The 21,608-nt window shown below is 73.6% G+C and carries 20 protein-coding genes; 13 read left to right on the plus strand and 7 right to left on the minus strand.

Annotated features, from left to right (window positions below; translation table 11 throughout):
- Nucleotides 1–89: 89 nt before the first annotated feature.
- Genes BU197_RS20940 through BU197_RS20950 form a run of 3 tightly spaced genes read right to left on the minus strand, consistent with a single transcriptional unit; the run spans nucleotide 90 to nucleotide 3,417 of the window.
- On the minus strand, nucleotides 90–980 hold the full coding sequence (locus BU197_RS20940; protein ID WP_188269828.1) for an SDR family oxidoreductase: 891 nt from the start codon (nucleotides 978–980) through the stop codon (nucleotides 90–92).
- Nucleotides 977–1,891: an alpha/beta fold hydrolase gene (locus tag BU197_RS20945; protein WP_188269829.1), complete on the minus strand. Its 915-nt coding sequence runs from the start codon at nucleotides 1,889–1,891 to the stop codon at nucleotides 977–979. Before BU197_RS20945 ends, BU197_RS20940 begins: the two co-directional genes overlap by 4 nt.
- Nucleotides 1,888–3,417 carry a flavin-containing monooxygenase gene (locus tag BU197_RS20950; RefSeq protein WP_188269830.1) on the minus strand — a complete coding sequence of 510 codons (1,530 nt, stop codon included), beginning with the start codon at nucleotides 3,415–3,417 and terminating at the stop codon, nucleotides 1,888–1,890. Before BU197_RS20950 ends, BU197_RS20945 begins: the two co-directional genes overlap by 4 nt.
- Before the next feature lie 542 nt (nucleotides 3,418–3,959).
- On the opposite strand from BU197_RS20950, the gene BU197_RS20955 reads away from it, so the two are divergent.
- Entirely contained in the window at nucleotides 3,960–4,610 is a 651-nt protein-coding gene (locus BU197_RS20955) for a MerR family transcriptional regulator (RefSeq protein WP_188269831.1), read from the plus strand.
- Between the two features lie 52 nt (nucleotides 4,611–4,662).
- Here BU197_RS20955 and xth read toward each other — a convergent pair whose 3' ends face one another.
- Complete coding sequence (xth, locus tag BU197_RS20960) at nucleotides 4,663–5,466, minus strand: exodeoxyribonuclease III (protein ID WP_188269832.1); 804 nt, start codon at nucleotides 5,464–5,466, stop codon at nucleotides 4,663–4,665.
- Between the two features lie 50 nt (nucleotides 5,467–5,516).
- Between xth and BU197_RS20965 the strand changes: the two genes are divergently transcribed.
- Entirely contained in the window at nucleotides 5,517–5,996 is a 480-nt protein-coding gene (locus tag BU197_RS20965) for a GNAT family N-acetyltransferase (RefSeq protein WP_188269833.1), read from the plus strand.
- Nucleotides 5,997–6,056: 60 nt separating this feature from the next.
- Here the strand turns inward: BU197_RS20965 and BU197_RS20970 are convergent, their stop codons facing one another.
- Together BU197_RS20970 and BU197_RS20975 are read right to left on the minus strand one after the other, a co-directional pair.
- Nucleotides 6,057–7,187 (minus strand): hypothetical protein, encoded by a 1,131-nt coding sequence (locus BU197_RS20970; protein WP_188269834.1) that lies wholly within the window; start codon nucleotides 7,185–7,187, stop codon nucleotides 6,057–6,059.
- Nucleotides 7,188–7,249: 62 nt separating this feature from the next.
- Nucleotides 7,250–7,891, minus strand: coding sequence for a TetR/AcrR family transcriptional regulator (locus BU197_RS20975; RefSeq protein ID WP_188269835.1), 642 nt, complete (start codon nucleotides 7,889–7,891; stop codon nucleotides 7,250–7,252).
- A 134-nt stretch (nucleotides 7,892–8,025) separates the two neighbouring features.
- Between BU197_RS20975 and BU197_RS20980 the strand changes: the two genes are divergently transcribed.
- Genes BU197_RS20980 through BU197_RS20995 form a run of 4 tightly spaced genes read left to right on the plus strand, consistent with a single transcriptional unit; the run spans nucleotide 8,026 to nucleotide 12,438 of the window.
- The gene (locus tag BU197_RS20980; RefSeq protein WP_188269836.1) at nucleotides 8,026–9,480 is read left to right on the plus strand and encodes a flavin-containing monooxygenase; all 1,455 of its coding nucleotides are present in this window, start codon (nucleotides 8,026–8,028) and stop codon (nucleotides 9,478–9,480) included.
- Nucleotides 9,477–10,328 (plus strand): SDR family NAD(P)-dependent oxidoreductase, encoded by an 852-nt coding sequence (locus BU197_RS20985; protein WP_188269837.1) that lies wholly within the window; start codon nucleotides 9,477–9,479, stop codon nucleotides 10,326–10,328. Before BU197_RS20980 ends, BU197_RS20985 begins: the two co-directional genes overlap by 4 nt.
- Nucleotides 10,325–11,737, plus strand: a complete 1,413-nt coding sequence (locus BU197_RS20990) for an MFS transporter (protein WP_188269838.1) — start codon at nucleotides 10,325–10,327, stop codon at nucleotides 11,735–11,737. Before BU197_RS20985 ends, BU197_RS20990 begins: the two co-directional genes overlap by 4 nt.
- Before the next feature lie 5 nt (nucleotides 11,738–11,742).
- A complete protein-coding gene (locus BU197_RS20995) occupies nucleotides 11,743–12,438 on the plus strand; it encodes a TSUP family transporter (protein WP_188269859.1) in 696 nt (231 codons plus the stop codon).
- 9 nt (nucleotides 12,439–12,447) lie between these two features.
- Here BU197_RS20995 and BU197_RS21000 read toward each other — a convergent pair whose 3' ends face one another.
- On the minus strand, nucleotides 12,448–12,900 hold the full coding sequence (locus BU197_RS21000; RefSeq protein WP_188269839.1) for a GNAT family N-acetyltransferase: 453 nt from the start codon (nucleotides 12,898–12,900) through the stop codon (nucleotides 12,448–12,450).
- A 262-nt stretch (nucleotides 12,901–13,162) separates the two neighbouring features.
- Between BU197_RS21000 and BU197_RS21005 the strand changes: the two genes are divergently transcribed.
- The 7 genes from BU197_RS21005 to BU197_RS21035 all read left to right on the plus strand — a co-directional run bounded on the left by BU197_RS21005 (nucleotide 13,163) and on the right by BU197_RS21035 (nucleotide 21,603).
- A complete protein-coding gene (locus tag BU197_RS21005) occupies nucleotides 13,163–13,891 on the plus strand; it encodes a TauD/TfdA family dioxygenase (RefSeq protein WP_188269840.1) in 729 nt (242 codons plus the stop codon).
- A gap of 281 nt (nucleotides 13,892–14,172) precedes the next feature.
- A complete protein-coding gene (locus BU197_RS21010; RefSeq protein WP_188269841.1) occupies nucleotides 14,173–15,210 on the plus strand; it encodes an AurF N-oxygenase family protein in 1,038 nt (345 codons plus the stop codon).
- A gap of 19 nt (nucleotides 15,211–15,229) precedes the next feature.
- Nucleotides 15,230–16,513 (plus strand): lysine 2,3-aminomutase, encoded by a 1,284-nt coding sequence (locus BU197_RS21015; protein WP_317452335.1) that lies wholly within the window; start codon nucleotides 15,230–15,232, stop codon nucleotides 16,511–16,513.
- Nucleotides 16,510–17,982 (plus strand): dipeptide epimerase, encoded by a 1,473-nt coding sequence (locus BU197_RS21020; protein WP_188269842.1) that lies wholly within the window; start codon nucleotides 16,510–16,512, stop codon nucleotides 17,980–17,982. Before BU197_RS21015 ends, BU197_RS21020 begins: the two co-directional genes overlap by 4 nt.
- Nucleotides 17,979–19,097 carry an Ldh family oxidoreductase gene (locus BU197_RS21025; RefSeq protein ID WP_188269843.1) on the plus strand — a complete coding sequence of 373 codons (1,119 nt, stop codon included), beginning with the start codon at nucleotides 17,979–17,981 and terminating at the stop codon, nucleotides 19,095–19,097. The genes BU197_RS21020 and BU197_RS21025 overlap by 4 nt, the downstream gene beginning before the upstream one ends.
- Nucleotides 19,094–20,392, plus strand: a complete 1,299-nt coding sequence (locus BU197_RS21030) for an acetyl-CoA carboxylase biotin carboxylase subunit family protein (RefSeq protein WP_188269844.1) — start codon at nucleotides 19,094–19,096, stop codon at nucleotides 20,390–20,392. Before BU197_RS21025 ends, BU197_RS21030 begins: the two co-directional genes overlap by 4 nt.
- A complete protein-coding gene (locus BU197_RS21035; protein WP_188269845.1) occupies nucleotides 20,389–21,603 on the plus strand; it encodes a GNAT family N-acetyltransferase in 1,215 nt (404 codons plus the stop codon). The genes BU197_RS21030 and BU197_RS21035 overlap by 4 nt, the downstream gene beginning before the upstream one ends.
- The last annotated feature ends 5 nt before the right edge of the window (nucleotides 21,604–21,608 follow it).

Raw genomic sequence — 21,608 nt, forward strand, 5'->3', positions numbered from 1 at the left:
GTGTGGGGAGGGCGGGGCGGCCTGCCCCGCCGGGCCCGACCAGCTTTGCACGGGCGAACACTCCACGCATGTCGACCGGTTACGGACGGCTACCGGGGTCCGGGGGCTCCGGACCTGGCCTCCTCGTCGGCGGCGCCGCCCGCGCCCACCAGGCCCTTCGGGACCGACCCGAGCCTCGGGGCGAAGCGTTTCATCTCGCGCTGTCCGACGGTGGCGAGCAGCCCGGGGAGGTAGCCGCGCACCGACTGCATCCCGCGCAGCCAGCCCTGTGCGTAGACGTGGGCGGAGCGGCGCTCGATGCCCGCGACGATCCGGTCGACGGCCGGGCCGAGGGGGTAGGTGCGGTTGGCGGGCCAGGGCAGTCGCTGTCGCAACTCGCGCATGACGGCGTCCTGGTCGGCGCCCCTGACCATGTCCGTGTCGGTCCAGGAGAGGTAGCCGACGCCGACCTTCACGCCCTGGTGGGCGACCTCGGCGCGCAGGCTGTGCGCGAAGGCCTCGACGCCCGACTTGGAGGCGCAGTAGGCGGTCATCATCGGCGCCGGGGTGAGGGCGGCGAGGGAGGCGATCTGGAGGAAGTACCCCCGGGACTCGGCGAGGACGGGCAGGAACGCCCGGCCGGTCACGGCGCCGCCGATGAGGTTGACCTCGATCACCCGCCGCCAGGCGACCGGGTCGGAGTCGGCGAACGGGCCGCCCGCCGCGACCCCGGCGTTGGCGACGACGATGTCGACCTTCCCGAAACGTTCCTTCACCTCGGCGGCGACCCGGGCCATGGCCTCGTGGTCGGTGACGTCGGCGTGCCACCAGTCGGCCTCGGTGTGCAGCCGTCCCGCGACCTCCTTGAGCCGCTCGGGCTCCAGACCGACGAGCGCGATCCGCGCGCCGCGCGCGGAGAGCTTGCGGGCGAGGAGTTCCCCGACGCCCCGGGCACCTCCGGTGACGACCGCGACCTGTCCTTCCAGACTCACCCGGCTCATGCCTTCTTCTCCGCTCGCAGATAGGTGTCGGTCAGTTCCCGGATCCGTGCGGTGACGGCCTCGGGAGCCTCCACCGGTGTCATATGGCCCATGCCCGGAAGTTCGAGCAGCCCCACACACTGGGGCAGGGTTCGCGCCATGGCCCGCGCGTGGACGGGCGGGGTGAGCCGGTCGGCGGTGCCGACGAGGACGGCGACGGGCAGATCGAGGGCGCGCAGGCCCTCTTCGAGGTCGAGTGCGGCGAGGATCCGGGACCAGCCGACGCGGGCCCCGCGCGGGCAGGCGTGCACGATCCGGGCGCAGGCGTCGACCCGGTCGGGAGCGGAACCCGGGCCCATCGTCGCGTACTTGAGGATCTTCCTGGAGAGGGCGTTGACCGGGCCGAGGGGGGCCTTGGCGCCGATGACGGACCGGGTGAGGCGGGTGCGGCGGGCGCCGGGCCCGCCCGGGATGACGGTGGCCTCGGCGGTGAGCCGGGAGGGGCCGGTGGAGCAGAGCAGCAGGGCGGCCGCGTGGTCCCGCAGGAGGGGCCGGTCCGCCGCCGCCATGAGGGTCATGCCGCCCATGGAGTGTCCGGCGACGACGGCCTTCTCGCCGGGGGCGAGGGTGGCGGCGAGGACCGCTTCGAGGTCGTCGGCGAGCGCCCGGGTGCTGTAGCCGGAGGGTCCCGCGGGGGCGGGGGAGCCGCCGTGGCCGCGCTGGTCGTAGGCGATGACCCGGTGGTCGGCGGAGAGGGACCGTATCTGCTCGGTCCAGAAGGCGATCGAGCAGGTCCAGCCGTGGGCGAGGACGACGGCGGGCGCGCCCTCGGGGCCGTACGTCTCGACGTGGATCCGGGAGCCGTCGGCGGAGACGACGGTGAGCGCGCGGGCGGGGGGTGGCGGGGTCGGGCGCTGCGGGGGCCGGTTCACCGGGCGTTCTCCTTCGGGCGGGAGGGGCCGTCCCCGGTGGCGGGGGCGGGCTTCCTGGGGACGCGCACCACCTCGTACTCGGAGAGGTCGACCTGTCGGGTCTCGCGCCGGAACTCGCCGGTGGTGCCCGGCCAGAGGGTGGTGTTGCGTCCGTTGGCGTCGAGGTACCAGCTGTCGCAGCCGCCGGACTTCCAGACGGTCCGCTCCATCCGGGTCTGGACCTTGCGGTTCCAGGCGTTGACGGCGGAGGGCCGGACGGCGAGGGCGGAGCGTCCGCCGAGGAGGTTCAGCTGGCGCAGGTAGTCCGCCATGTAGTTCAGCTGGGACTCGATCATGAGGATCATGGAGGAGTTCCCGAGGCCCGTGTTGGGGCCGATGACGGTCATGAAGTTGGGGAATCCGGCGGCGGTGGCGCCGCGCAGCGCCCGCATGCCGTCCTTCCAGGACTCGGCGAGGCTCTTCCCTTCGATGCCGAAGACCCGGTCGGCGATGGGCATGTCGGTGACGTGGAAGCCGGTGCCGAAGACGATCGCGTCGACCTCGGTCTCGGTGCCGTCGGCGGCGACGACGGTGGAGCCGCGCACCTCGCGCAGTCCGGCGGCGACGACGTCGACGTTGGGCCGCGTGAGCGCCGGATAGTAGGTGTTGGAGAGGAGGATGCGCTTGCAGCCGATGCGGTACGAGGGTGTCAGCTTGGCCCGCAGGACGGGGTCCCCGACCGCCTTGGCGAGGTTGGCCTTGGCGAGCCGTTCGACGAGTCCGAGTTCGTCGGGGTGCTTGGTGAAGGCGCCGACCTGGAGTTCCCTGATGCCCCAGAGGAGGCCCCTGCGCAGGGTGCCGGTGACGGGCAGGGTGCGGTGGAGCCAGCGTTCGGGGCGGGTGATGGCCCGGTCCATGCGGCGCATGACCCAGGGGGGCGTGCGCTGGAAGACGGTGAGCCGGCCGACCCGGGGCTGGATGGCGGGGACGATCTGGATGGCGGAGGCGCCGGTGCCGACCATGGCGACGCGCTTGCCGGTGAGGTCGTAGTCGTGGTCCCAGCGGGCGGAGTGGAAGACCTTGCCGGGGAAGGCGTCGAGCCCGGGGATGTCGGGGAGCCTGGGGTCGGAGAGGGGTCCGGTGGCGGAGACGACGACGTCGGCGCTGAAGGTGCCCCGGCCGGTCTCGATCTCCCAGCGGAGCGCCTCGGCGTCCCAGGCCATCCGCAGGACCTCGTGGCCGAGCCGCAGATGGGGGCGGATGCCGAAGGTGTCGGTGACGTGTTCGAGGTAGGCCCGGATGTGGGGCTGGCCGGAGAAGGTGCGGGGCCAGTCGGGGTTGGGCGCGAAGGAGAAGGAGTAGAGGTGGGAGGGGACGTCGCAGGCGCAGCCGGGGTAGCTGTTGTCGCGCCAGGTGCCGCCCACGGAGTCGGCCCGTTCGAGGACCACGAAGTCGGTGATGCCCTCGCGGCGGAGCCGGACGGCGGCGCCGATGCCGCCGAATCCCGATCCGATCACCGCCACCCGTACGTGCTCGTGCTGCGCCATGCCGCCTCCCGTACGCCCAGCCGATCGCGCCAGCAATCACTGGCACAGTCGGGACTGTAGAGCAGCGGCCTACCGAGCGGTAGAGGTACGACGAGGGAAAGTTACCGGCGGTACAACATAGGCTGGCGGGCGTGACGGACGGATGGCACGAAGGACCGGACAGGGCGCCGGGAACCCGCACGACGCAGGACGGAGACCCGGCCGGGACACCGGAAAGGAGCCCCGCACCGACGATCGGCACACGCGCGCGTCGCGTCCCCGCGCCGACCGGGGACGTACACGCGGCTGACGGCCCCGCGCCGACCGGGGACGCACGTGCTCACGGCGCTCCCGCACCGGCCGACGACGTACGCGGGCACGGCGGTCCCGTACCGACCGGTGACGCATCCGCGCGTCGCGACCCCGCGCCGGCCGGCGGCGCACGCCAAGACAGCACTCCCGCGCCGACCGGGGACGTACACGCGCATCGCGCCCCCGCGCCGACCGGCCACGCGCGCGAGCACGGCGGTCCCGCACCGACCGGTGGCATACGCGAGTACCGCATGGAGGAGCTGGCCTCCGCCGCCGGGATCACCGTGCGCACCCTGCGTTTCTACCGGGAGCGCGGGCTGATCCCGGCGCCCCGCCGCGAGGGCCGGATCGCCTGGTACGACGAGCGGCATCTGGCCCGGCTGCGGACCATCGCCGCCCTTCTGGAGCGCGGCCACACCCTCAACGGCATCGCCGACCTCACCGCCGCCTTCGAGAGCGGGCGCACCGTCCGCGAGGTCCTCTCCTCCGACGCCCCCGGCGAGGAGGAGCCGGTCCGGCTCACCCCCGAGGAGCTGGCCGACCACTTCGCGGGCGAGGTCACCCCGGAGAACCTGGCCCTCGCCCTCGACCTCGGCTATCTGGCCACCGACGGCGAGGAGATCGTCCACCTCAGCCGTCGGCTGCTCGACGTATCCGCCGCCCTCGTCCGCGAGGGCGTCCCGCTCGCCGAGGTCCTCAAGGCGGGCTCCCGCGTCCGCGAGCACGCCGACGCCCTCGCGGAACTCTTCGCCGGGCTGCTCCGCGCCCACACGGCGGGCGGCGATCCGGCGCGCCTGCGCCCCCTGGCGAAGAGCGTGGTGGACGCGGAACTCTCGATGGCCCTGGACCGACGACTGCGCCCGGAGGAGCCGGACGAGCCGGGGCCTGAACCAAGGGCCTGAGCCGAGGCCCTGAGCCGAGGGCCCGAGCCGGGGCCTGAGCCAAGGGCCCGGCTCAGAGGTCGTACACCGCCGTGACCGGCGCGTGGTCGCTCCACCGCTCCGCGTGGCTCGCGGCCCGCTCGACGTACCCCTTGACCGCCTTGGCGGCGAGACCGGGGGTGGCCATCTGGTAGTCGATGCGCCAGCCGCTGTCGTTGTCGAAGGCCCGGCCCCGGTAGGACCACCAGGAGTAGGGGCCCTCCTGCTCGGGGTGGAGGGCGCGCAGGACGTCGACGTATCCGCCGTCCGCCTCCTCAAGGACCCGGTCGAGCCAGGAGCGCTCCTCGGGCAGGAAGCCCGCGTTCTTCTTGTTGGCCTTCCAGTTCTTCAGGTCGGCCTCGCGGTGGGCGATGTTCCAGTCGCCGCAGACGACGACCTCGCGCCCGTCGGCGGCGGCCCGCTCCCGCAGCTCCTTGAGGTAGGGCAGGAACTCGCCCATGAACCGGTACTTCTCGTCCTGCCGGTCGGTGCCGACCTCGCCGGAGGGCAGATAGAGGCTGGCGACGACGACCCCGGGCAGCTCCGCCTCGACGTACCGGCCGCTGCCGTCGAACTCGTCCGAGCCGAAGCCGACGCGCACCCGGTCGGGCTCGCGGCGGGTGTAGAGGGAGACTCCGGCGCGGCCCTTGGCGGCGGCGGGCGCGTGGACGGTGAACCAGCCCTCGGGCGCCCGCACCTCCGGCGGCAGCTGCGCCTCCTCGGCGCGCACCTCCTGGAGGCAGACGGCATCGGCGGAGGTCCCGCCCAGCCACTCGACGAAGCCCTTCTTGGCGGCGGCACGAAGTCCGTTGACATTCACGGAGGTCACTGTGAGCATCCCGGGAGAATACCGACACCCCCCGGCAGCATACATGTACGATATATCGTATGAATATCCAGCCGACGCCCTACGATCACCCCGACGCCGTCGCACTCGACGCCGAGGTCCAGGCGGAGTACGCCGTCCGCTACGACGACGAGGGCGATGTCACACCCCTGGACGCCGGGATGTTCTCGCCGCCGCGCGGTCTCTACCTCCTCGCCTACGACCCCGAGGGCCGGCCGGTCGCCACCGGCGGCTGGCGCACCCAGGACAAGAACGACGAGGGGTACGAGGACGGCGACGCCGAACTCAAGCGCATGTACGTCGTCCCCGACGCCCGGGGCCTCGGCCTGGCCCGCCGCATCCTGGCCGCCCTGGAGGCCGACGCCCGCGCCGCCGGCCGCACCCGCATGGTCCTGGAGACGGGCACGGCCCAGCCCGAGGCCGTGGCCCTCTACGTCTCCAGCGGCTACGCGTCCTGCGCCAAGTTCGGCCACTACCGCGACTACGACAACAGCCTCTGCTACGCCAAGCCGCTGGCCTGAGCACCGGACGGGACCGGGCGCCCCGGGGCCTGTCCGGCGATTCTCGTCGGGTCCGGGCCGTCAGCGCAGGATGTCCCGCCAGACGTCGATCAGTCCGGCCTCGTCCTTGTAGGTGCGCTTGCCGCCCCGCGCCCGGTGCACCACCTCGTACCGCCCGATCAGCTCCTTGGCCGTCCGCTCGATCACCCCGGGCAGCCGGTCCTCGATCAGCTCCCGCCAGTCGTGCCGGGAACCGGCCTCCACGTGCAGCTCCTCGAAGGGCAGCAGGCCCCGGCACGCCCTCCCCGCGATGAGGTCGGGGGCGTAGTCGATCAGCAGCCCGGCGCCCCGGCGCATCCACCCCGGCAGCTTCCGCAGCGCCTCCCGCGCTCCGGCGTACGCCTCCACCGCGCGCACCACCCCGAGCGGGCTCATCCGGTCGTGGAACACCCCCAGGTAGAGCGGGGCGCCCGCCCCGGCCCAGAGGAGTTCGAGACCCTCGTCGGTGCTCGCCAGGTGTACGGCCTCCAGGCTGGGAAGCGGGGAGAGGCAGGCGAGGCCCCGGGTGACCTCGCGCATCGTGAAGCAGCGCCGGTGCGGCCCGGCGGAGACGCCCCGGCGCGGGTCGAAGAACCCCTCCTTCTCCCAGTCCCCCGCCATCAGCGCCCGCAGGTTCGGGCAGCGGATCAGACCGTCCTGCGCCGTCGTCGCGTTGACCAGCCGGTGCCCGTCGTCGTGCAGCGCCCGTGCCACGTCGCGGAACCGCCCGCAGTGGATCTCCAGGCGTACGGTCGACCGCGCCAGATGCTCCGGTCCCAGCGCGGCGAGCGCCTCGGCCAGGATCCGCAGCCGCTGGAAGCCGTCGATGCACTCCACCCCGAAGATGTGGAGCACGGGGGAGAAGCCGCGCCCGGCGAACTCCGGCAGGTGCACCTCGTCGGCGCCCAGGACGATCCGGTGGGCCCAGCCGAAGGACTCGGGCCGCTCCCTGAGGAGCGCGGCGAGTTCGAGGTTGACCGGGGTCCCGCCGAGGAAGCCCCGGCGCGCGCCGAGGACCCGCGCCGCATCGGGTCCCGCCGCGAGCGAGGCCAGCTCCACCGCCGACACCTCGACGTCCCAGCCGTGCCGGCTCTGGGAGATGTGGCGGGGGTTCAGGACGAGGGCTTCCCTGGCCGAGAAGTCCCAGGGCGCGGAGAGGGATTCGTGAGTCACACCCGGCTAACTCGCCGGGCCCCCGGAAGGTCGCGGCCGAATGGCTCACAGCCGCCGCGGGTTCAGCCCGCCCGGTCCAGGACCCCCTCCACCACCGTGTGCAGATGGCGGCGGAACCGGTCGAGGACGGCCAGGTCGCGGGGGCCGAGGCGGCGGCCCGCCGGGTCGATCACGCCCGCCTGCCCGAAGGAGTGCGCGGTCCACACGATCGTGAAGACCAGCATCTCGACGTCGACCCCGGCGCCGATGTCCGCCCGTTCGAGCACCTCGCGCACGGCGGCGGCGACCTCGGCGACCAGCGGGCCCGCGAACTCGCTCTCGATCTCCGCGAGATCGGCCCGCTCCGAGAGCCAGCGGCGCATCCAGAGCGCCGGGACCTCGGGGTGGTTCAGACAGAAGGAGAGATAGGCGTCGACGAAGCCGAGCAGCGCGGTCCGCGCCTCCCCGGCCGACGTGCCGCAGCCGTGCAGCTGCCCGAGCGCCTCGGTGACCACCTCCCGCTGGGCCAGATGCGCCCGGCGCATCACCGCCCGGTACAACTCGGCCTTCCCGCCGACGTGGTAGGCGACCGTCGCGATGTTGAGCCCGACCGCCTCCCCGATGGCACGGGTGCTGGTGGCGTCGTAGCCACGCTCGGCGAAGAGCCGGGTGGCGGCGGCCAGGATGCGTTCACGACTGGAACCGTCGTCGGGCCGGGAGGTCATGTCTCCGAGGCTACCGGACGTATCCAAGCGGTTCCAATCAGCTGTTGGAGAGCGTTTTCGCAGGTCGGAAAGGATTGCACAGCTCTCCATCATTCGATTGAATGAGGCCTCCCCACGGAAGGGAGGACCCGGTCATGGGCTCGACGGGAGTGGCCGTCATCGGCGCCGGGGCGGCGGGACTCGCCACGGCCAAGGCACTGCTCGACGAAGGACTGGACGTCACCGTCCTGGAGAGGGGCACCCGCCCCGGCGGCCTGTGGGCCGGGGACGACACCGCCGGGGACTCACCGGCGTACGGCAGCCTGCACCTCAACACCAGCAAGGGCCGCACCCAGTTCGCGGACCTCCCCATGCCCGCCGAGTGGCCCGACTTCCCCTCGGCGGCGCTGATCGCCCGCTACCTCGCCCGGTACGCCGACGACTTCGGGATCACCGGCCGCATCCGCTTCGCCACGACGGTCACGGCGGTCCGCCGCGCGGGGACGGGCGGCTCGGGCACGGACTCGGACTCGGACGCCGATACGGGCTCCGAACCGGACACCGGCACCGGCACCGGCACCGGTTCGGGCACCGATGCGGGCTCCGGATCCGGTTGGGAGGTCGAGTCCGTGACCGGGGCCACCACCGTCACCGAGCGCTACGCCGCCGTCGTCGTCGCCAACGGGCACAACCGGGACCCCAAATGGCCGTCCCCCGCCTACCCCGGCACCTTCGACGGCACCCAGATGCACGCCCACGACTACCGCTCCCCCGAGCCGTTCGCCGGGCGCCGGGTCCTCGTCGTCGGCATGGGCAACTCCGCCATGGACATCGCCGTCGACGCCTCGTACGTCTCCACCGGCCCCGTCCTGCTCTCCGCCCGGCACGGCACCCACATCGTCCCCAAGTACCTCTTCGGCCGCCCCTCCGACGCCACCGGCGGCGCCCTCGCCGTGCTGCCCTGGCGGCTGCGCCAGCGGGTCGCCGAGACCGTGCTGCGGCTCGCCGTCGGCACCCCCGAGCGCTACGGCCTCCCCCGCCCCGCCGGCGGCCTCTTCCAGAACCACCCCACCATCAGCGACACCGTCCTGCACCGCCTCACCCACGGCGAGATCGCCGCCCGGCCCGGCATCGCCCGGCTCGACGGACGGCGGGTCCACTTCACCGACGGCACCGCCGAGGACGTCGACGTCCTCGTCTGGGCCACCGGCTACCACGTCACCCTCCCCTTCCTCGACCGCGCCTGGACCGGCGACGACCCCGAGGCCATGCCGCTCTACCAGCGGGTCTTCCACCTCGACGACCCCACGCTCGCCTTCGTCGGCCTGATGCAGTCCACCGGCGCCGCGCTGCCCGTCGTCGAGGCCCAGGCGAAGCTCGTCGCCGCCCATCTCTCCGGCCGCTACGCCCTGCCCGCCCCCGCCGAGCAGCGCACCGCCGTCCGGCGCGCCCACGCCGCCGCCGTCCGGCGCTGGGGCACCAAGCGCCCCATGATGCGCGTCGACTTCGACCAGTACGTCTCCGCCCTGCCCCGCGAGATCCGGGCCGGTGTCCGCCGCGCCGCCCGGGGCGCCACCGTCCCCGTCCCGAAGGCGAAGGCCCGCGCATGACCCTCAACCCCCTCTCCCGGCGCCGCGATCCCCGGGGCCTGCGGGTCCTCGTCACCGGCGCGTCCGGCACCATCGGCCGCGCCCTCGGCGCCCGGCTCGCCGCCGCCGGGGCCCAGGTGATCGGTCTCGACCTGCGGCCCGGCGGCGACGAGCCGTTCACCGTGCTCCGCTGCGACATCACCGACCCCGACAGCGTCACCGAGGCCGTCGCCGACGCCCTCGCTCTCCTCGGCGGCCTCGACCTCCTCGTCAACAACGCCGGGATCGGCGGCCCCGCACCCGCCGAACACGCCCCGGGCGACGAGGTCCGCCGTCAGCTCGACATCAACCTCCTCGGCACCTGGCGGGTCTCCGCCGCCTGCGTCGACGCCCTCGTCGCCGCCCGGGGCCGGGTCGTCGTGGTCACCTCCCGGATGGCCGTCATGCAGCTCCCGCTCGCCGCCGCGTACGGCGCGTCCAAGCGGGCGGTCGTCGCCTACGCCGACGCGCTGCGCCTCGAACTCGCCACCCATGTCACCGTCAGCTGCGTCTACCCCTCGGCCGTCCGCAGCCCCATCCACGACTCCACCAAGGAAGCCGGGCTCTCCCTTGAGGGCATGAGCGTGTACGAGCCGCTGGACGGAGTCGTCGACGCCATCGAGCGGGCCGCCCTGAGCACCCGGCCGCTCCGGGACGTGACCACCACCCGCAAGGGCGCCGTGGAGTTCTTCCTCGCCCGCCATCTGCCCGCGCTCACCGACCGGATCGTGGCCCGCACCTTCGCCGCGCGGGCCGCGTCCGGCGCGTTCGACGGGGCGCCGCTCGCCGCCGGGGCCGTCGACCGGCACCGGAACCGGAACCGGCCGTGACCGCCCCCGACCCCCGGCCCGGCACCCCGCCGCAACCGCCCGCGACCACGCCCGTCCCTCCGCCCGGCTCTCCGCCCGGCGCCCGCCCCGGCGCCACCCGGGGCGCCCTCTCCCTCTACGCCACCGGCTCGGTCGGGATGGGCGTCTGGGTCACCGTCCCGGGGCTGCTGCTGCTCTACTTCCTCACCGACGTCCTCGGCGTCCCCGCCCTCCTCGCCGGACCGGCCCTGCTGCTGCCCAAGGTGGTGGACGTCGTCGTCCATCCGCTGCTCGGCTCCCGCTCGGACCGGGAGGCGCGGCGGCACGGGCACCGCCGCCGGATGATGCGCACCGGGCTGCTGCTCGGCGTGGCCCTGGTCGGCATGTTCAGCGTGCCGTCCGGTCTCACCGGCGCCCCGGCGGCGCTCTGGGTGGCCTGCTGGTTCGTGGCGGGGAACCTGCTCTTCGCCGGTTTCCAGGTGCCGTATCTGACGACCCCTTCGGATCTGCGGGTGGGCTACCACGAGCGGACCCGGGTCTTCATGTTCCGGATGATCCTGCTGACCGTGGGCCTGCTCGGCGCGGGGGTCGCCGCGCCCGCCCTGTCCGCCGCCGGTGGCCGCTCCGACTACACCCGGATGGCGCTGCTGCTCGCCGTCGTGATGGCCGTCTCGGCGGGCGTGGCGCTGACCGGCGTCCGCAGGCTGACCGAGGAGTGCGGCTTCCGCCCGCCCGACGCGGACGCCGGGCACTCCACCCCGGCCGATCTGAAGGTCGCCTGGCGGGACCGGAACTTCCGGGCGCTCGTCCTGTCGTACCTGTTCACCGGCACGACCACGCATCTCTTCCTGGCCGCGCTGCCGTACGTCACCGCGTACGTCTTCGGCGAGACCCGGCTCACCGCCCTCTTCATGGGCCTGTTCCTCGGCCCGGCGCTCTTCGCGGGCCCCGTCTGGTCCCGCTGGTCGCGGAGGTACGGCAAGCAGCGGGGGCTGCTGCTCTCCCAAGGCGCGTTCGCGGCGGGCTCGTTGGCGCTGCTGCCGGGCGCCGCGCTCGGCGGGACGGCGGGGGTCGTGCTCGCCGCCGTCGACGTGATGGTCATGGGCATCGCGTTCTCCGGGCTCCAGCTGTTCGCCTTCTCGATGCTGCCCGACGCGGTCGCGGCGGCGGAGGCGGCGGGCTCCTCGAAGGCGGGGGCGTACACCGGGGTGTGGACGGCGACCGAGGCGACCGGCACGGCCGTCGGCCCCTACCTGTACTCCGCCGTCCTCGCCCTCGGCGGCTTCGTCTCCAGCACGGCCGGGGATCCCGTCACCCAGTCCGGTACGGCGCTCGGCGCGCTGGTCGTCGGCTTCACCGCCGTACCGGCCGTGCTCATGGCGATCGCCCTGTGGTGTCAGCGCCGCTGCGCCCTGGACGCCGCCGCGTGACCACGATGGAGGCGGTGGCGGTGGTCGCCGTGGCCCTGGGCGCGTTCGCGCAGGCGGCCACCGGGATGGGCTTCTCCCTGGTGGCGGCCCCGCCGCTGATCGCCGCCCTCGGCCCGCACCGGGGCGTCCCCACGGTCCTGCTCCTCGCGGTCCTGGCCTCGCTGCTGCCGCTCTCCCGGGGCTGGCGGCACACCCGCGCCCGGGACGCGGGCCGGCTGCTGCTGCCGACGCTGCTCGCCACGCCCGTGGCGGCGTGGCTGCTGGCGCCCGTGGACACCCGGCTCCTCGCGGTGGCGGCCGGGTGCGGGGTCCTCGCCGGGGTGGCGCTGCTGGCCCGGGGCCGCCACTGGCCGTTCCTCGAACGCCCCGGCGGCGCCTGGCTCACCGGTCTGGGCAGCGCGGGCCTGAACGTGATCGGCGGTGTGGGCGGCCCCCCGATCGGCCTGTACGCGGCCCACGCGGGCTGGCCCGCCCGGGAGACCCGCGCGACCCTGCACGCCTTCTTCCTGGTCCAGAACCTGGCCACGGCCGCCGTCCTGGGCCCCGCCCTCCCCCCATGGCCGATGATCGCCGCCCTCGCGGCGGGCGCCGCCACCGGCATGACCCTGGCCCCCCGCCTCTCCCCCGCCGCCACCCGGAGGGGCCTTCTCACGGTCTCGTGCGTGGGGGCGGTGACGCTGATCGCCACGGCGTGGGGGTGAGGCGGTCCGTCAGAGCTGCAACTTGAAGCCCACGTGCGAGCCCGTGAAGCCCAGGCGCTCGTAGAAGCGGTGGGCGTCGGTGCGGGCCGAGTCCGAGGTGAGCTGCACCAGTTGGCAGCCCTGGCGGCGGGACTCGTCGACGGCCCACTCGATGAGCTTGGCGCCGAGGCCGTGACCGCGCTCCGAACCGTGGATCCGTACCCCCTCGATGATCGAGCGGGTCGAGCCCTTGCGGGAGAGCCCCGGAACGATCGTGAGCTGGAGAGTGCCGACCACCACGCCGTCGCGATCGGCGACGACCAGCAGCTGATTCGGGTCGCTTTGCAGTCGCTCATAAGCGAGTTGATAGGGAGTCAGATCGTCCGGGGACTCGCGCGTGGCGCCCAGTGCGTCGTCCGCGAGCATGGCGACGATGTCTGCGATGTCGTCCCGCACGGCGGGACGGATGCCGAGAGTAGTCATACGGCGCATGCTAACCAGACAACCCCCACGAGGGGAGGCTAGTTGACCACATACCAGCCAAACCGCTTTCACCTGGGAAATTCTGCCGACAAGAGGAATCGGAAACTCTTCACCTCCCGTGATCCATCTCACAATGTGAGCCGTTGCGCCCCTGCTCTCCCTCCCGGAGGATCACCCCGGGGCAAGCCGGATGGCTCGATCTCGACCAGACCGTCGAATCGCCAACCGGCCGTAAGAACAACTGAGGATGGGGGAATCCTGTATGTCTACGGCCCTTGATGTTCACACTCGGGAACTTGCTGAGCAGGGGTACACGCTGCTCGAAGGGATCACCACGGACGAGGAGGCGGCCACCGCTGTCGGCGTCTTCGGCGACCTGGTCCCGCAGTACGACGGCTCGCTGCGGTACCAGGTGAAGGCCGCTCCCGGATTCGAGGAGCGCCGCTACTCCAAGAGCGTCAACACGATCCTGGTGCACACCGAGGCACCGGGCTGGAACCCGCCGCCCACGTACCTGGCCCTGCACTGCCGGGTCCAGGCCGCCTGCGGCAGCGGCCACACCGAACTCGCCGACATGCGGCGGTTCGTGGCCTCTCTGCCCGAACACGACCGGGCCACGCTCCACGAGCGGGCCATCGACTGGATCGGCCACAACACCGGGGGCGTCGGCACCGAAGGCGTGCGACGCCCCGTCGTCGAGGTCGCCGACGGCGGCCAGGAGATCCTGCGCTTCAGCTACAACCTGCTGACCACCGGCCAGTACGACCCGCCGGTCGACGCCACCGTCGACCCCGGCCGACTGCCGCTCGGCAGCTTCGGCATCCACCTCGCGGAGCAGGCCGAGGCCTTCTTCCGGGAGAACCGCGTCTCGGTGCTCATCCCCGAGAACCACGTCCTGGTCTGGGACAACCAGCGCATGGTGCACGCCCGTTCCGCCTACACGGACGAGCGTCGCCACCTCACCCGCTACTGGATCGCCGCCCAGCGCTGACCCGTGCGACCGCCGGACGACCGGCATCGCCCCGTACCCCCGTGCGACCGCCGGACAGCCGGCATCGCCCCGTACCCCGTACCCCCGTGCGACCGCCGGACAACCGGCATCGCCCCGTACCGCCGTCGACCGCCGACGCCGCCCCGCGCCGGCCGTCGGCCGACCCCGCGCGCCGTCGCTCCGTCGCGCCCGCGGCGGGCCGCGGAGACCCCGCGGCCCGCGCCGCCACGGCAGTGCTGTCGCCCGTTCACCGACATTGACACCACGTGAGGCCCAGAACCATGGCTGACGACCGGAACACACCGGATCAGAACGAAGAGTTCCCCACCGGACTGCCGGAGGAACTGCGGGGACTGCCCGAGGGCGTACCCCGCCACGACCCCGACGACCGGATCGAGAGCGCCGTCATCCGCCGACTGGTCGGCAACTGGCAGCGCCGCGCCACCGTCAAGCGCGAAGAGCCCGACCTCGACGAGCTGTTCGAACTCGACCGGCCGGACTACCCCGAGCAGATCCTGCCCTTCCGCGACCACCCCACCTTCCAGGCACTGGACCCGGAGAAGAAGACCCGGCTGCTCAGCTGGTCCTGGATCGCGTACAACCGGCACACCATCATGGCCGAGCAGAAGGTGGCCAACCCTGCCTTCGCCCTGGTCATGGAGGGCGAATACCCCCAGCTCCAGGACGAGTCGCTCAACATCTCGCTGGCCCAGGCCATGGTCGACGAGCAGTACCACACGCTGATGCACCTCAACGCCAGCGCCGTCACCCGGCGCAAGCGCGGCTGGGCCATGCCCGACCACGAGCTGCCGATCTCCCACACGGCGCGCGAACACCTACGGCTGCGCGAGAGCGCGGAAGAGCGCTGGGAGGCCTCCCTGACCACCCTCGCCTTCGCGACGGTCTCCGAGATCTCCATCAACGCCTATCTGGACCTGCTCGCCGACGACCCGGACATCCAGCCGATCAACAGCAGCACGGCCCGGCTGCACAACCGGGACGAGTACTGCCACGCCTCGATCTCCGCCGTGCTGGCCGAGGTCGTCCACGACCGCCTCGACGAGAAGAAGCGGCGCTTCTTCCGCGACATGCTCTTCGAGGGCCTGGAGGCCTTCGTCGCCACCGACTACACGACCTGGCACCGGATCATGGACCTCGTCGGCGTCGAGGGCGGGCACGAGATGCTGCACGACTGCCAGGCCGACCGGAACCGCAGCCGCCTCGTCCGCGACTACACCGGCCTGCACACCCTGATCGAGCGCATGGGCGTCCAGGACCTCGTCGAGTTCGACTGGTCCAAGTCCCACGTCGCGCGCTGAGCGGGAATCGAGAATCCTGGTGAAGCACTACGCGAACGAGCGCCTGGCGCGGCTCGCGCGGGACCGCGGCATGCCCGACGAGTACGTCCACGACCTGCGCGTGGTCTCCGGCGTCCTGCCGTTCAAGGTCAACGAGTACGTGGCCGACGAACTGATCGACTGGTCGGCGGCCCCCGACGACCCGATCTTCCGACTCACCTTCCCGCACCGCGACATGCTGCCCCCGCCCGTCTTCGACCGGATGGCGGCACTGCTGGACGCCGGGGCGCCACGCGCCGAGCTGCGCGAGGCCGCCACCGCGGCCCGACGGGACCTCAACCCGCACCCGGGCGACCAGCTTGAGGCGAACGTGCCCACCCTCGACGGCCGCCGCCTCGACGGACTCCAGCACAAGTACGCCGAAACCGTGCTCGTCTTCCCCTCCCAGGGCCAGACCTGCCACTCCTACTGCGGCTACTGCTTCCGCTGGGCGCAGTTCGTCAGCCAGGAAGAGCTGCGCCAGGCGCTGCGCGACCCGGCCGACCTCACGGGCTACCTGTCCGGGCACCCCGAGGTCACCGACGTGCTGTTCACCGGCGGCGACCCGATGATCATGCGGACCGAGGTGATCCGCCGCTGGGTCGAGCCGCTGCTGGCAGGGACCCCGTCGGTGCGCACCCTGCGGTTCGGCACCAAGGCCCTGTCGTACTGGCCGCAGCGGTTCACCACGGGCCCGGACGCCGACGACCTGCTGAGACTGCTCGAACAGTGCGTCGCGCAGGGCCGCCACGTGGCCCTCATGGCGCACTTCTCGCACCCCCGGGAGCTGGAGACGGACCAGGTGCGCGAGGCCATCGCCCGGATCCGCGCCACCGGCGCCGAGATACGGGCGCAGGCACCGCTGGTCGCGCACGTCAACGACGACCCGGCCGCCTGGTCGCGGATGTGGCAGCTCCAGGTCGAACTGGGCGTCATCCCCTACTACATGTTCATGGAGCGCGACACCGGGGCGAACAGCTACTTCGGCCTGCCCCTCGTCCGCGCCCTCGACATCTACCGCGAGGCCGTCCGGGGCGTCTCCGGCCTCGCCCGGACCGCCCGCGGCCCGGTGATGTCGGCCGCACCCGGGAAGGTCATGGTGCACGGCACCACGGAGGTGGCGGGCGAGAAGGCCTTCGTCCTCGGTTTCCTCCAGGCCCGCCGACCCGAGTGGGTCGGGCGGCCGTTCTTCGCGGCGTACGACGAACACGTCCAGTGGTACGACGAACTCAAGCCGGTCTCCTTCGGCCGGACCCTGCCCGCGTACGCGGAGGAGCAGTGGTGAGGCTCCGCGTCCACGAGATCCGCCTCACGGACCACGACGTCTGGCGCAGCGCCCGCGAGGCGATCCCGGTGCAACCGGGCGTCCTGGTCGAGCTGACGGCGGGCGGCCGTTCCGGCTTCGGCGAGGCCTCGGCCTTCATGACCGACCACTACAACTCCTCGCTCGACGCCCTCCACGCCTCGCTGCGCTCCGTCGTCGGCGTCCTGCGGGAGCTGCCCGCCGACGCCCCCGAGGACGCCTGGTCCGCGCTGGCCCCGCTGCTGGCCGACGCGCCGTTCGCGCTGGCCGCGCTGGACGTGGCCGCGCACGACCTGGCGGCCCGGCTGGCCGACGTACCGCTGTGGCGGCGGCTGGGAGCCGACGGGCCCGGGGAGCCCCGCTCCAGCTACAGCATCGGCCTCGACGAGCCCGACGTGATGGTGCGCAAACTCCTCGAACGGCCGGGCTGGCCCGCGTACAAGGTCAAGCTGGCCGCCCCCGGCGACCTGCACGTCCTGAGGGCGCTGCGGGAGCACACCGACGCGCCGTTCCTCGTCGACGGGAACTGCGGCTGGGAGCCGGACGCGACCGCCGCCGCGCTGGACGCCATGGCCGGCCTCGGCGTGACCCTGCTCGAACAGCCCTTCCCGCGCGCGTCCTGGGCGGCGGCCAAGGCCCTCAAGGAGATCTCGCCGATCCCCGTCTACGCCGACGAGAGCATCACGGGACCGCACGATCTCGACGCCTGCGCCGAGGCCTTTCACGGCGTGAACCTCAAGCTCATGAAGGCGGGCGGCATCACACCGGCCCTGCGGATGCTGCGCGCGGCACGGGCCGCGGGCCTCGGCACCATGCTCGGCTGCATGCCGGAGTCCAGCGCGGGCGTCTCCGCGACGGCCCACCTGAGTCCTTTCGTCGATCACCTCGACGCCGACAGCACCGCGCTCCTCGCGGTGGACACCGGCACCGGCCTCCTCCTGGACGACACGGGCCGCATCACGCTGCCCCGGGTGCCCGGCACCGGCTTCGTGCCCGATTTCCGGGGACCGGCCTTCACCGTGCGCCCCGCGGGAGCCGGCCAGGCCGGCTGGGACGGCGACGAGCTGTCCCTGCACCGCGACGGCACGGCCCTGGCCACGGTACGGATCCGGCGCCGGCCGCTGCCCGACCGGCCACCGGCGGACACGGTCCGGCAGCTCGCCATGGAGCCCACGCCGTCCGCCGCCCCGGCGACCACCGGGGAACTGACGGCGCTCGTCCGCGGCGCGGTGACGCGCGCGGTCGCCGACGGGGCCGACACCGTCTGGCTGCGGACCGGACACGACGGCACCCGGAGAGCCTGCCTCGCGACCGGCTTCGACGCCCTGCCGGACCCCGCGGGACAGGACGACGGCAGCGATCCCGTCGGCCGCCGGCCCGGCGACGGCACCCTCCCGGACGGCCGCGGCCCGTCCTCCCTCCTGCTCTGGAAGGCGAACCGACCCGCATGACCCATGTGCACGACGTGCGACACCCCACGGCCGCCGGGGAATCCGACGGCAGCGCGGCCCCGGCCGTGCCCCTGCTCCCGCCCGCCACGGCCGTGGCCCTGGCCAAGACGGCCCTGACCCGCGCCGGGCTGCCCGCCGAGGACGCCGGGGAGGTGGCACGGGCCCTGACCGAGACGTCGCTGCGCGGCATCGACACCCATGGCCTGCGGCTGCTCCCGCAGTACCTCGCCGAGCTGGCCGACGCGATCGCCACCGCCCGCCCGGAGATCCGTACCGTCCGGGACAGCGGCGCTGCCATGATGCTCGACGCCGACGGGGCGCTGGGGGTGGTGGCCGGCCTGGCCGCCGCCCGGATCGCGGCCGAGCGGGCGCGCGTCCACGGCGTGGCCGCCGTCGGCGTCCGCAACTCCAACCACTTCGGCGCGGCCTCCGTCTACAGCCGGTACCTGGCCCGGGAAGGCCTCGTCGGCATCGTCACCACCTCCGCCGCCTCGCGGGTCGCCCCCTTCTCCGGGACCGAACCGCTCTACGGCACCAACCCGCTGAGCTTCGCCGCCGCCGTCGAGGACGACGAGTTCGCCCTCGACATGGCGACGAGCCAAGTCTGCTTCGGCGAGATCAAGGAGCGCCGCAAGCACGGCCGGGCGCTGGACCCCGGCTGGGCGACCGACGCCGAGGGCCGCCCGGCCACCGACCCCGAGCAGGCGTACGCGCTCTCGCCGCTGGGCGGCTACAAGGGGCAGGGCCTGGCCATGGTGGCCACCCTGCTCGGCGCGGTCCTGACCGGTTCGCCCGCCGACTGGGAGCTGGAGCACATCGGCGCGTCCACCCCCGGCCGCAGCCGTGGCATCGGCCATCTGATCGTCTGCCTGGACCCGGCCGCCTTCGCCGGCCGGGAGGATTTCGCGACGGGACTCGCCGGAATGCTCGACACCACGCGCGGCACCCGGCCCGGGGCCGACGCCGAGCAGCCCGTCCAGGTGCCCGGCGACCCGCAACGGCGGATCGCCGCCCGGCGCGCGGAGCTGGGCATCCCGCTGGACCCGCACACCGCCGCGGCGTTCGCGGCGCTCGCCGCGGAGCAGGGCGTGGCCTGGCCGGAGGCGGCGGCGTGATCCTCGTCCTGCTCAGCCCGCGCAACGCGGGCCTGCCGTTCGCCGAGTGGCTGCCCGAGAAGTCGGGTCGGCTGCTGGCCGTCACCGCGCGGGGCGTGACCCCCGGGCCCGGCTTCGCCGAGGTCGAGCGGGTCCCCGACTACACCGACGACGCCGCCGTCCTGGACGCCGCCCGCCGGATGGCCGGCCGGCACCCCGTCACCCGCGTACTGGCCCTGGCCGAGGTGGACGTGGAGCGGGCCGCGACGCTGCGCGCGGAACTCGCCCTGCCCGGCCAGCTCCCCGACAGTGCCCGCGCGTACCGCGACAAAGTCCTGATGAAGCAGCTCGCGGCGGAGGGCGGGGTGGCGGTGCCGCCGTTCGCGGCGGTCGCCGCCGCGGCCGACGTCGAGGCGTTCATGGCCGCCCACCCGGGCCCGGTCGTGGTCAAGCCGCGCGGCGGCTCCGGTTCCACCGGCGTCACGGTGCTGGACGACCCGGCGCGGATCCCGGAGCTGGCCGACCGGCTGACCGCGGGGGACCACGAGGTCGAGGGGTACGTCTCCGGCCGCATGTGCCATGTGGACGCGCTGCACGTCGGCGGGGAGCCGGTGGTGTGCGTCCCGTCCGTCTACACCGACGGAGGCTGCCTTTCGCACTGGACCGACTCCGGCAACGGCAGCTGGACGCTGCCCGCCGACGACCCGCTCCACGCGCGGCTCGTCGAGGAGACCTGGAAGCTGGTCGCCGCGCTGCCCGCCGCCCCCATGCTCTTCGTGCACGCCGAGTTCTTCGTGACGGACGCGGGCGGAATCGTGCTCTGCGAGATCGCGGGCCGGGTGGGCGGCACCCCGATCCCGGCCATGCTGGAGGCCCTGCTCGGGCTGGACCCGCGACACCTGTGGGCCAGGCTCGAATGCGGGCTCCCGGTGGACCTGGACGCCGTACGCGCGCACGCCGCCGCCGCGCCGCTGGTGGCCAACTTCGGCCTGCCGCCGCGCGACGGGCGCGTCGTCCGGCTGCCCGCCGAAGCACCGGACGGAACACGGGAGTTCACCGTCCTCGCCCGGCTCGGCGAGGACTGGGGCAGCGACAGGTACGCGGGCCGCAAGTCCGGCGACTTCATCGCGACCTGGCTGGTCGAGGCGGAGGACGCCGGGGAACTGCTCGCCCTCCTCGACAAGACGGGCGCGGCGGCGGAGGCGGGATTCGGCTGGGAACCGACGGGCGTCGAACCAGCGGGCGTCGAACCGGCGGGCATCGAACCGATGGGCACCGAACCGACAGGCACCGAACCGACAGAGGTCTCCCGGTGAGCGAGCTGACCGCCGAGGTCCTGCACCCCGACCGGCGCCCCACCGCCGCCGAGTTCCCGGCCCTCGCCGCGCCCGAGGTGTTCTGGGAGGACGACCGCTGGTGGCGCTTCACCGAGCGCACCGACCTGCACGAGGTCCGCTACCTCGCCGTACGCGAGGCCGGTGAGCCGGTGGCCCTCGCCCCCCTGCTCGTCACCCGCGACGGCGGCGGGCTGCTCTTCTACGACACCCCGAAGATGACGGGCGAACCCGACGCCTTCGGCGCCCCGGAGCTGCTGGCCCCGGCCGACCGGGTGCGCTGGGACGAGCTGGGCGGCGGCCTGGCCGAGGCCCGCGGCGGCCAGTACCCCTCCGTGGCACTGGGCGTGTTCGGCTCGCACCACGGCATCGTGCACGCCACCGGCCGCGACACCGCCGGCCGGGCGCGGGTCCTCGCCGGGCTGCCCCGTCTCCTCGACGAGGCCGCGGCCGAGCTGGGCTGCCGCAGCAGCTCCCTGCTGTACGCCACCGACGAGCAGGCCGCCGTGCTCGGCCCGGCGGCGGAGGCCCGGGGCCACGTCCCGGCCGTGCTCGGCGCCGAATCCGTCCTGCGCCTCGACGCGCCGGACTGGGACACCTATCTGGCGGGCCTGGTCAGCCGCAAGCGCAGGCGCGCCCACCGGGAGTTGAGCGCGTACGCGGACGCCGGATTCCGCACCGTGGTCCGCGAGGGACCGGACGCGCTCTCGGACTCGGTCGTCGACCTCCAGGTCGCCCTGCGCGCCAAGTACGGGCTGCCCGGCGGACGGGCCCGCGTCCAACGGGACTTCGACGCCCTGCGCGAGACGGTCGGCGACAGCTGTCTCGTCCTGAGCGCCGAACGCGACGGCGAGACCCTCGGCTTCGTCCTGTACCTGCGGGCGGGCCGGGCCCTGTACGGGCGGACGGCGGGCTTCGACGACGACCGGGCCAAGGGCGTCTACTTCGCCCTCACCTACCACGAGACGATCCGCTGGGCACTGGCCCACGGCGTCCGCGAGATCTGGTACGGCCTCGCCGCCTACGACGCGAAGAAGCTGCGCGGCTGCGACCTCGAAGCGCGGCACGGCTGGTTCCGCTTCACCGGCGAGGGCCGCGCCGACCTCGACGAGACCGTACGTCTGCAAGGGACGAGCGAGCACGACCGGCTGCTCGGCCTCGGGCAGGACAGCACCACCTCACAAGGAGACTGAGCAGA

It is taken from the genome of Streptomyces sp. CBMA291 (genome assembly GCF_014596525.1).
In the GTDB taxonomy this organism is placed as follows: Bacteria; Actinomycetota; Actinomycetes; order Streptomycetales; family Streptomycetaceae; genus Streptomyces.

Excerpts from the sequence above, each read along its gene's own strand:
- BU197_RS20940 (WP_188269828.1), bottom strand. The coding sequence starts at position 980 with ATGAGCCGGGTGAGTCTGGAAGGACAGGTCGCGGTCGTCACCGGAGGT.
- BU197_RS20950 (WP_188269830.1), bottom strand. The coding sequence starts at position 3,417 with ATGGCGCAGCACGAGCACGTACGGGTGGCGGTGATCGGATCGGGATTC.
- BU197_RS20955 (WP_188269831.1), top strand. The coding sequence starts at position 3,960 with ATGGAGGAGCTGGCCTCCGCCGCCGGGATCACCGTGCGCACCCTGCGT.
- xth (WP_188269832.1), bottom strand. The coding sequence starts at position 5,466 with ATGCTCACAGTGACCTCCGTGAATGTCAACGGACTTCGTGCCGCCGCC.
- BU197_RS20965 (WP_188269833.1), top strand. The coding sequence starts at position 5,517 with ATGAATATCCAGCCGACGCCCTACGATCACCCCGACGCCGTCGCACTC.
- BU197_RS20975 (WP_188269835.1), bottom strand. The coding sequence starts at position 7,891 with ATGACCTCCCGGCCCGACGACGGTTCCAGTCGTGAACGCATCCTGGCC.
- BU197_RS20980 (WP_188269836.1), top strand. The coding sequence starts at position 8,026 with ATGGGCTCGACGGGAGTGGCCGTCATCGGCGCCGGGGCGGCGGGACTC.
- BU197_RS20985 (WP_188269837.1), top strand. The coding sequence starts at position 9,477 with ATGACCCTCAACCCCCTCTCCCGGCGCCGCGATCCCCGGGGCCTGCGG.
- BU197_RS20995 (WP_188269859.1), top strand. The coding sequence starts at position 11,743 with ATGGAGGCGGTGGCGGTGGTCGCCGTGGCCCTGGGCGCGTTCGCGCAG.
- BU197_RS21000 (WP_188269839.1), bottom strand. The coding sequence starts at position 12,900 with ATGACTACTCTCGGCATCCGTCCCGCCGTGCGGGACGACATCGCAGAC.
- BU197_RS21005 (WP_188269840.1), top strand. The coding sequence starts at position 13,163 with ATGTCTACGGCCCTTGATGTTCACACTCGGGAACTTGCTGAGCAGGGG.
- BU197_RS21010 (WP_188269841.1), top strand. The coding sequence starts at position 14,173 with ATGGCTGACGACCGGAACACACCGGATCAGAACGAAGAGTTCCCCACC.
- BU197_RS21025 (WP_188269843.1), top strand. The coding sequence starts at position 17,979 with ATGACCCATGTGCACGACGTGCGACACCCCACGGCCGCCGGGGAATCC.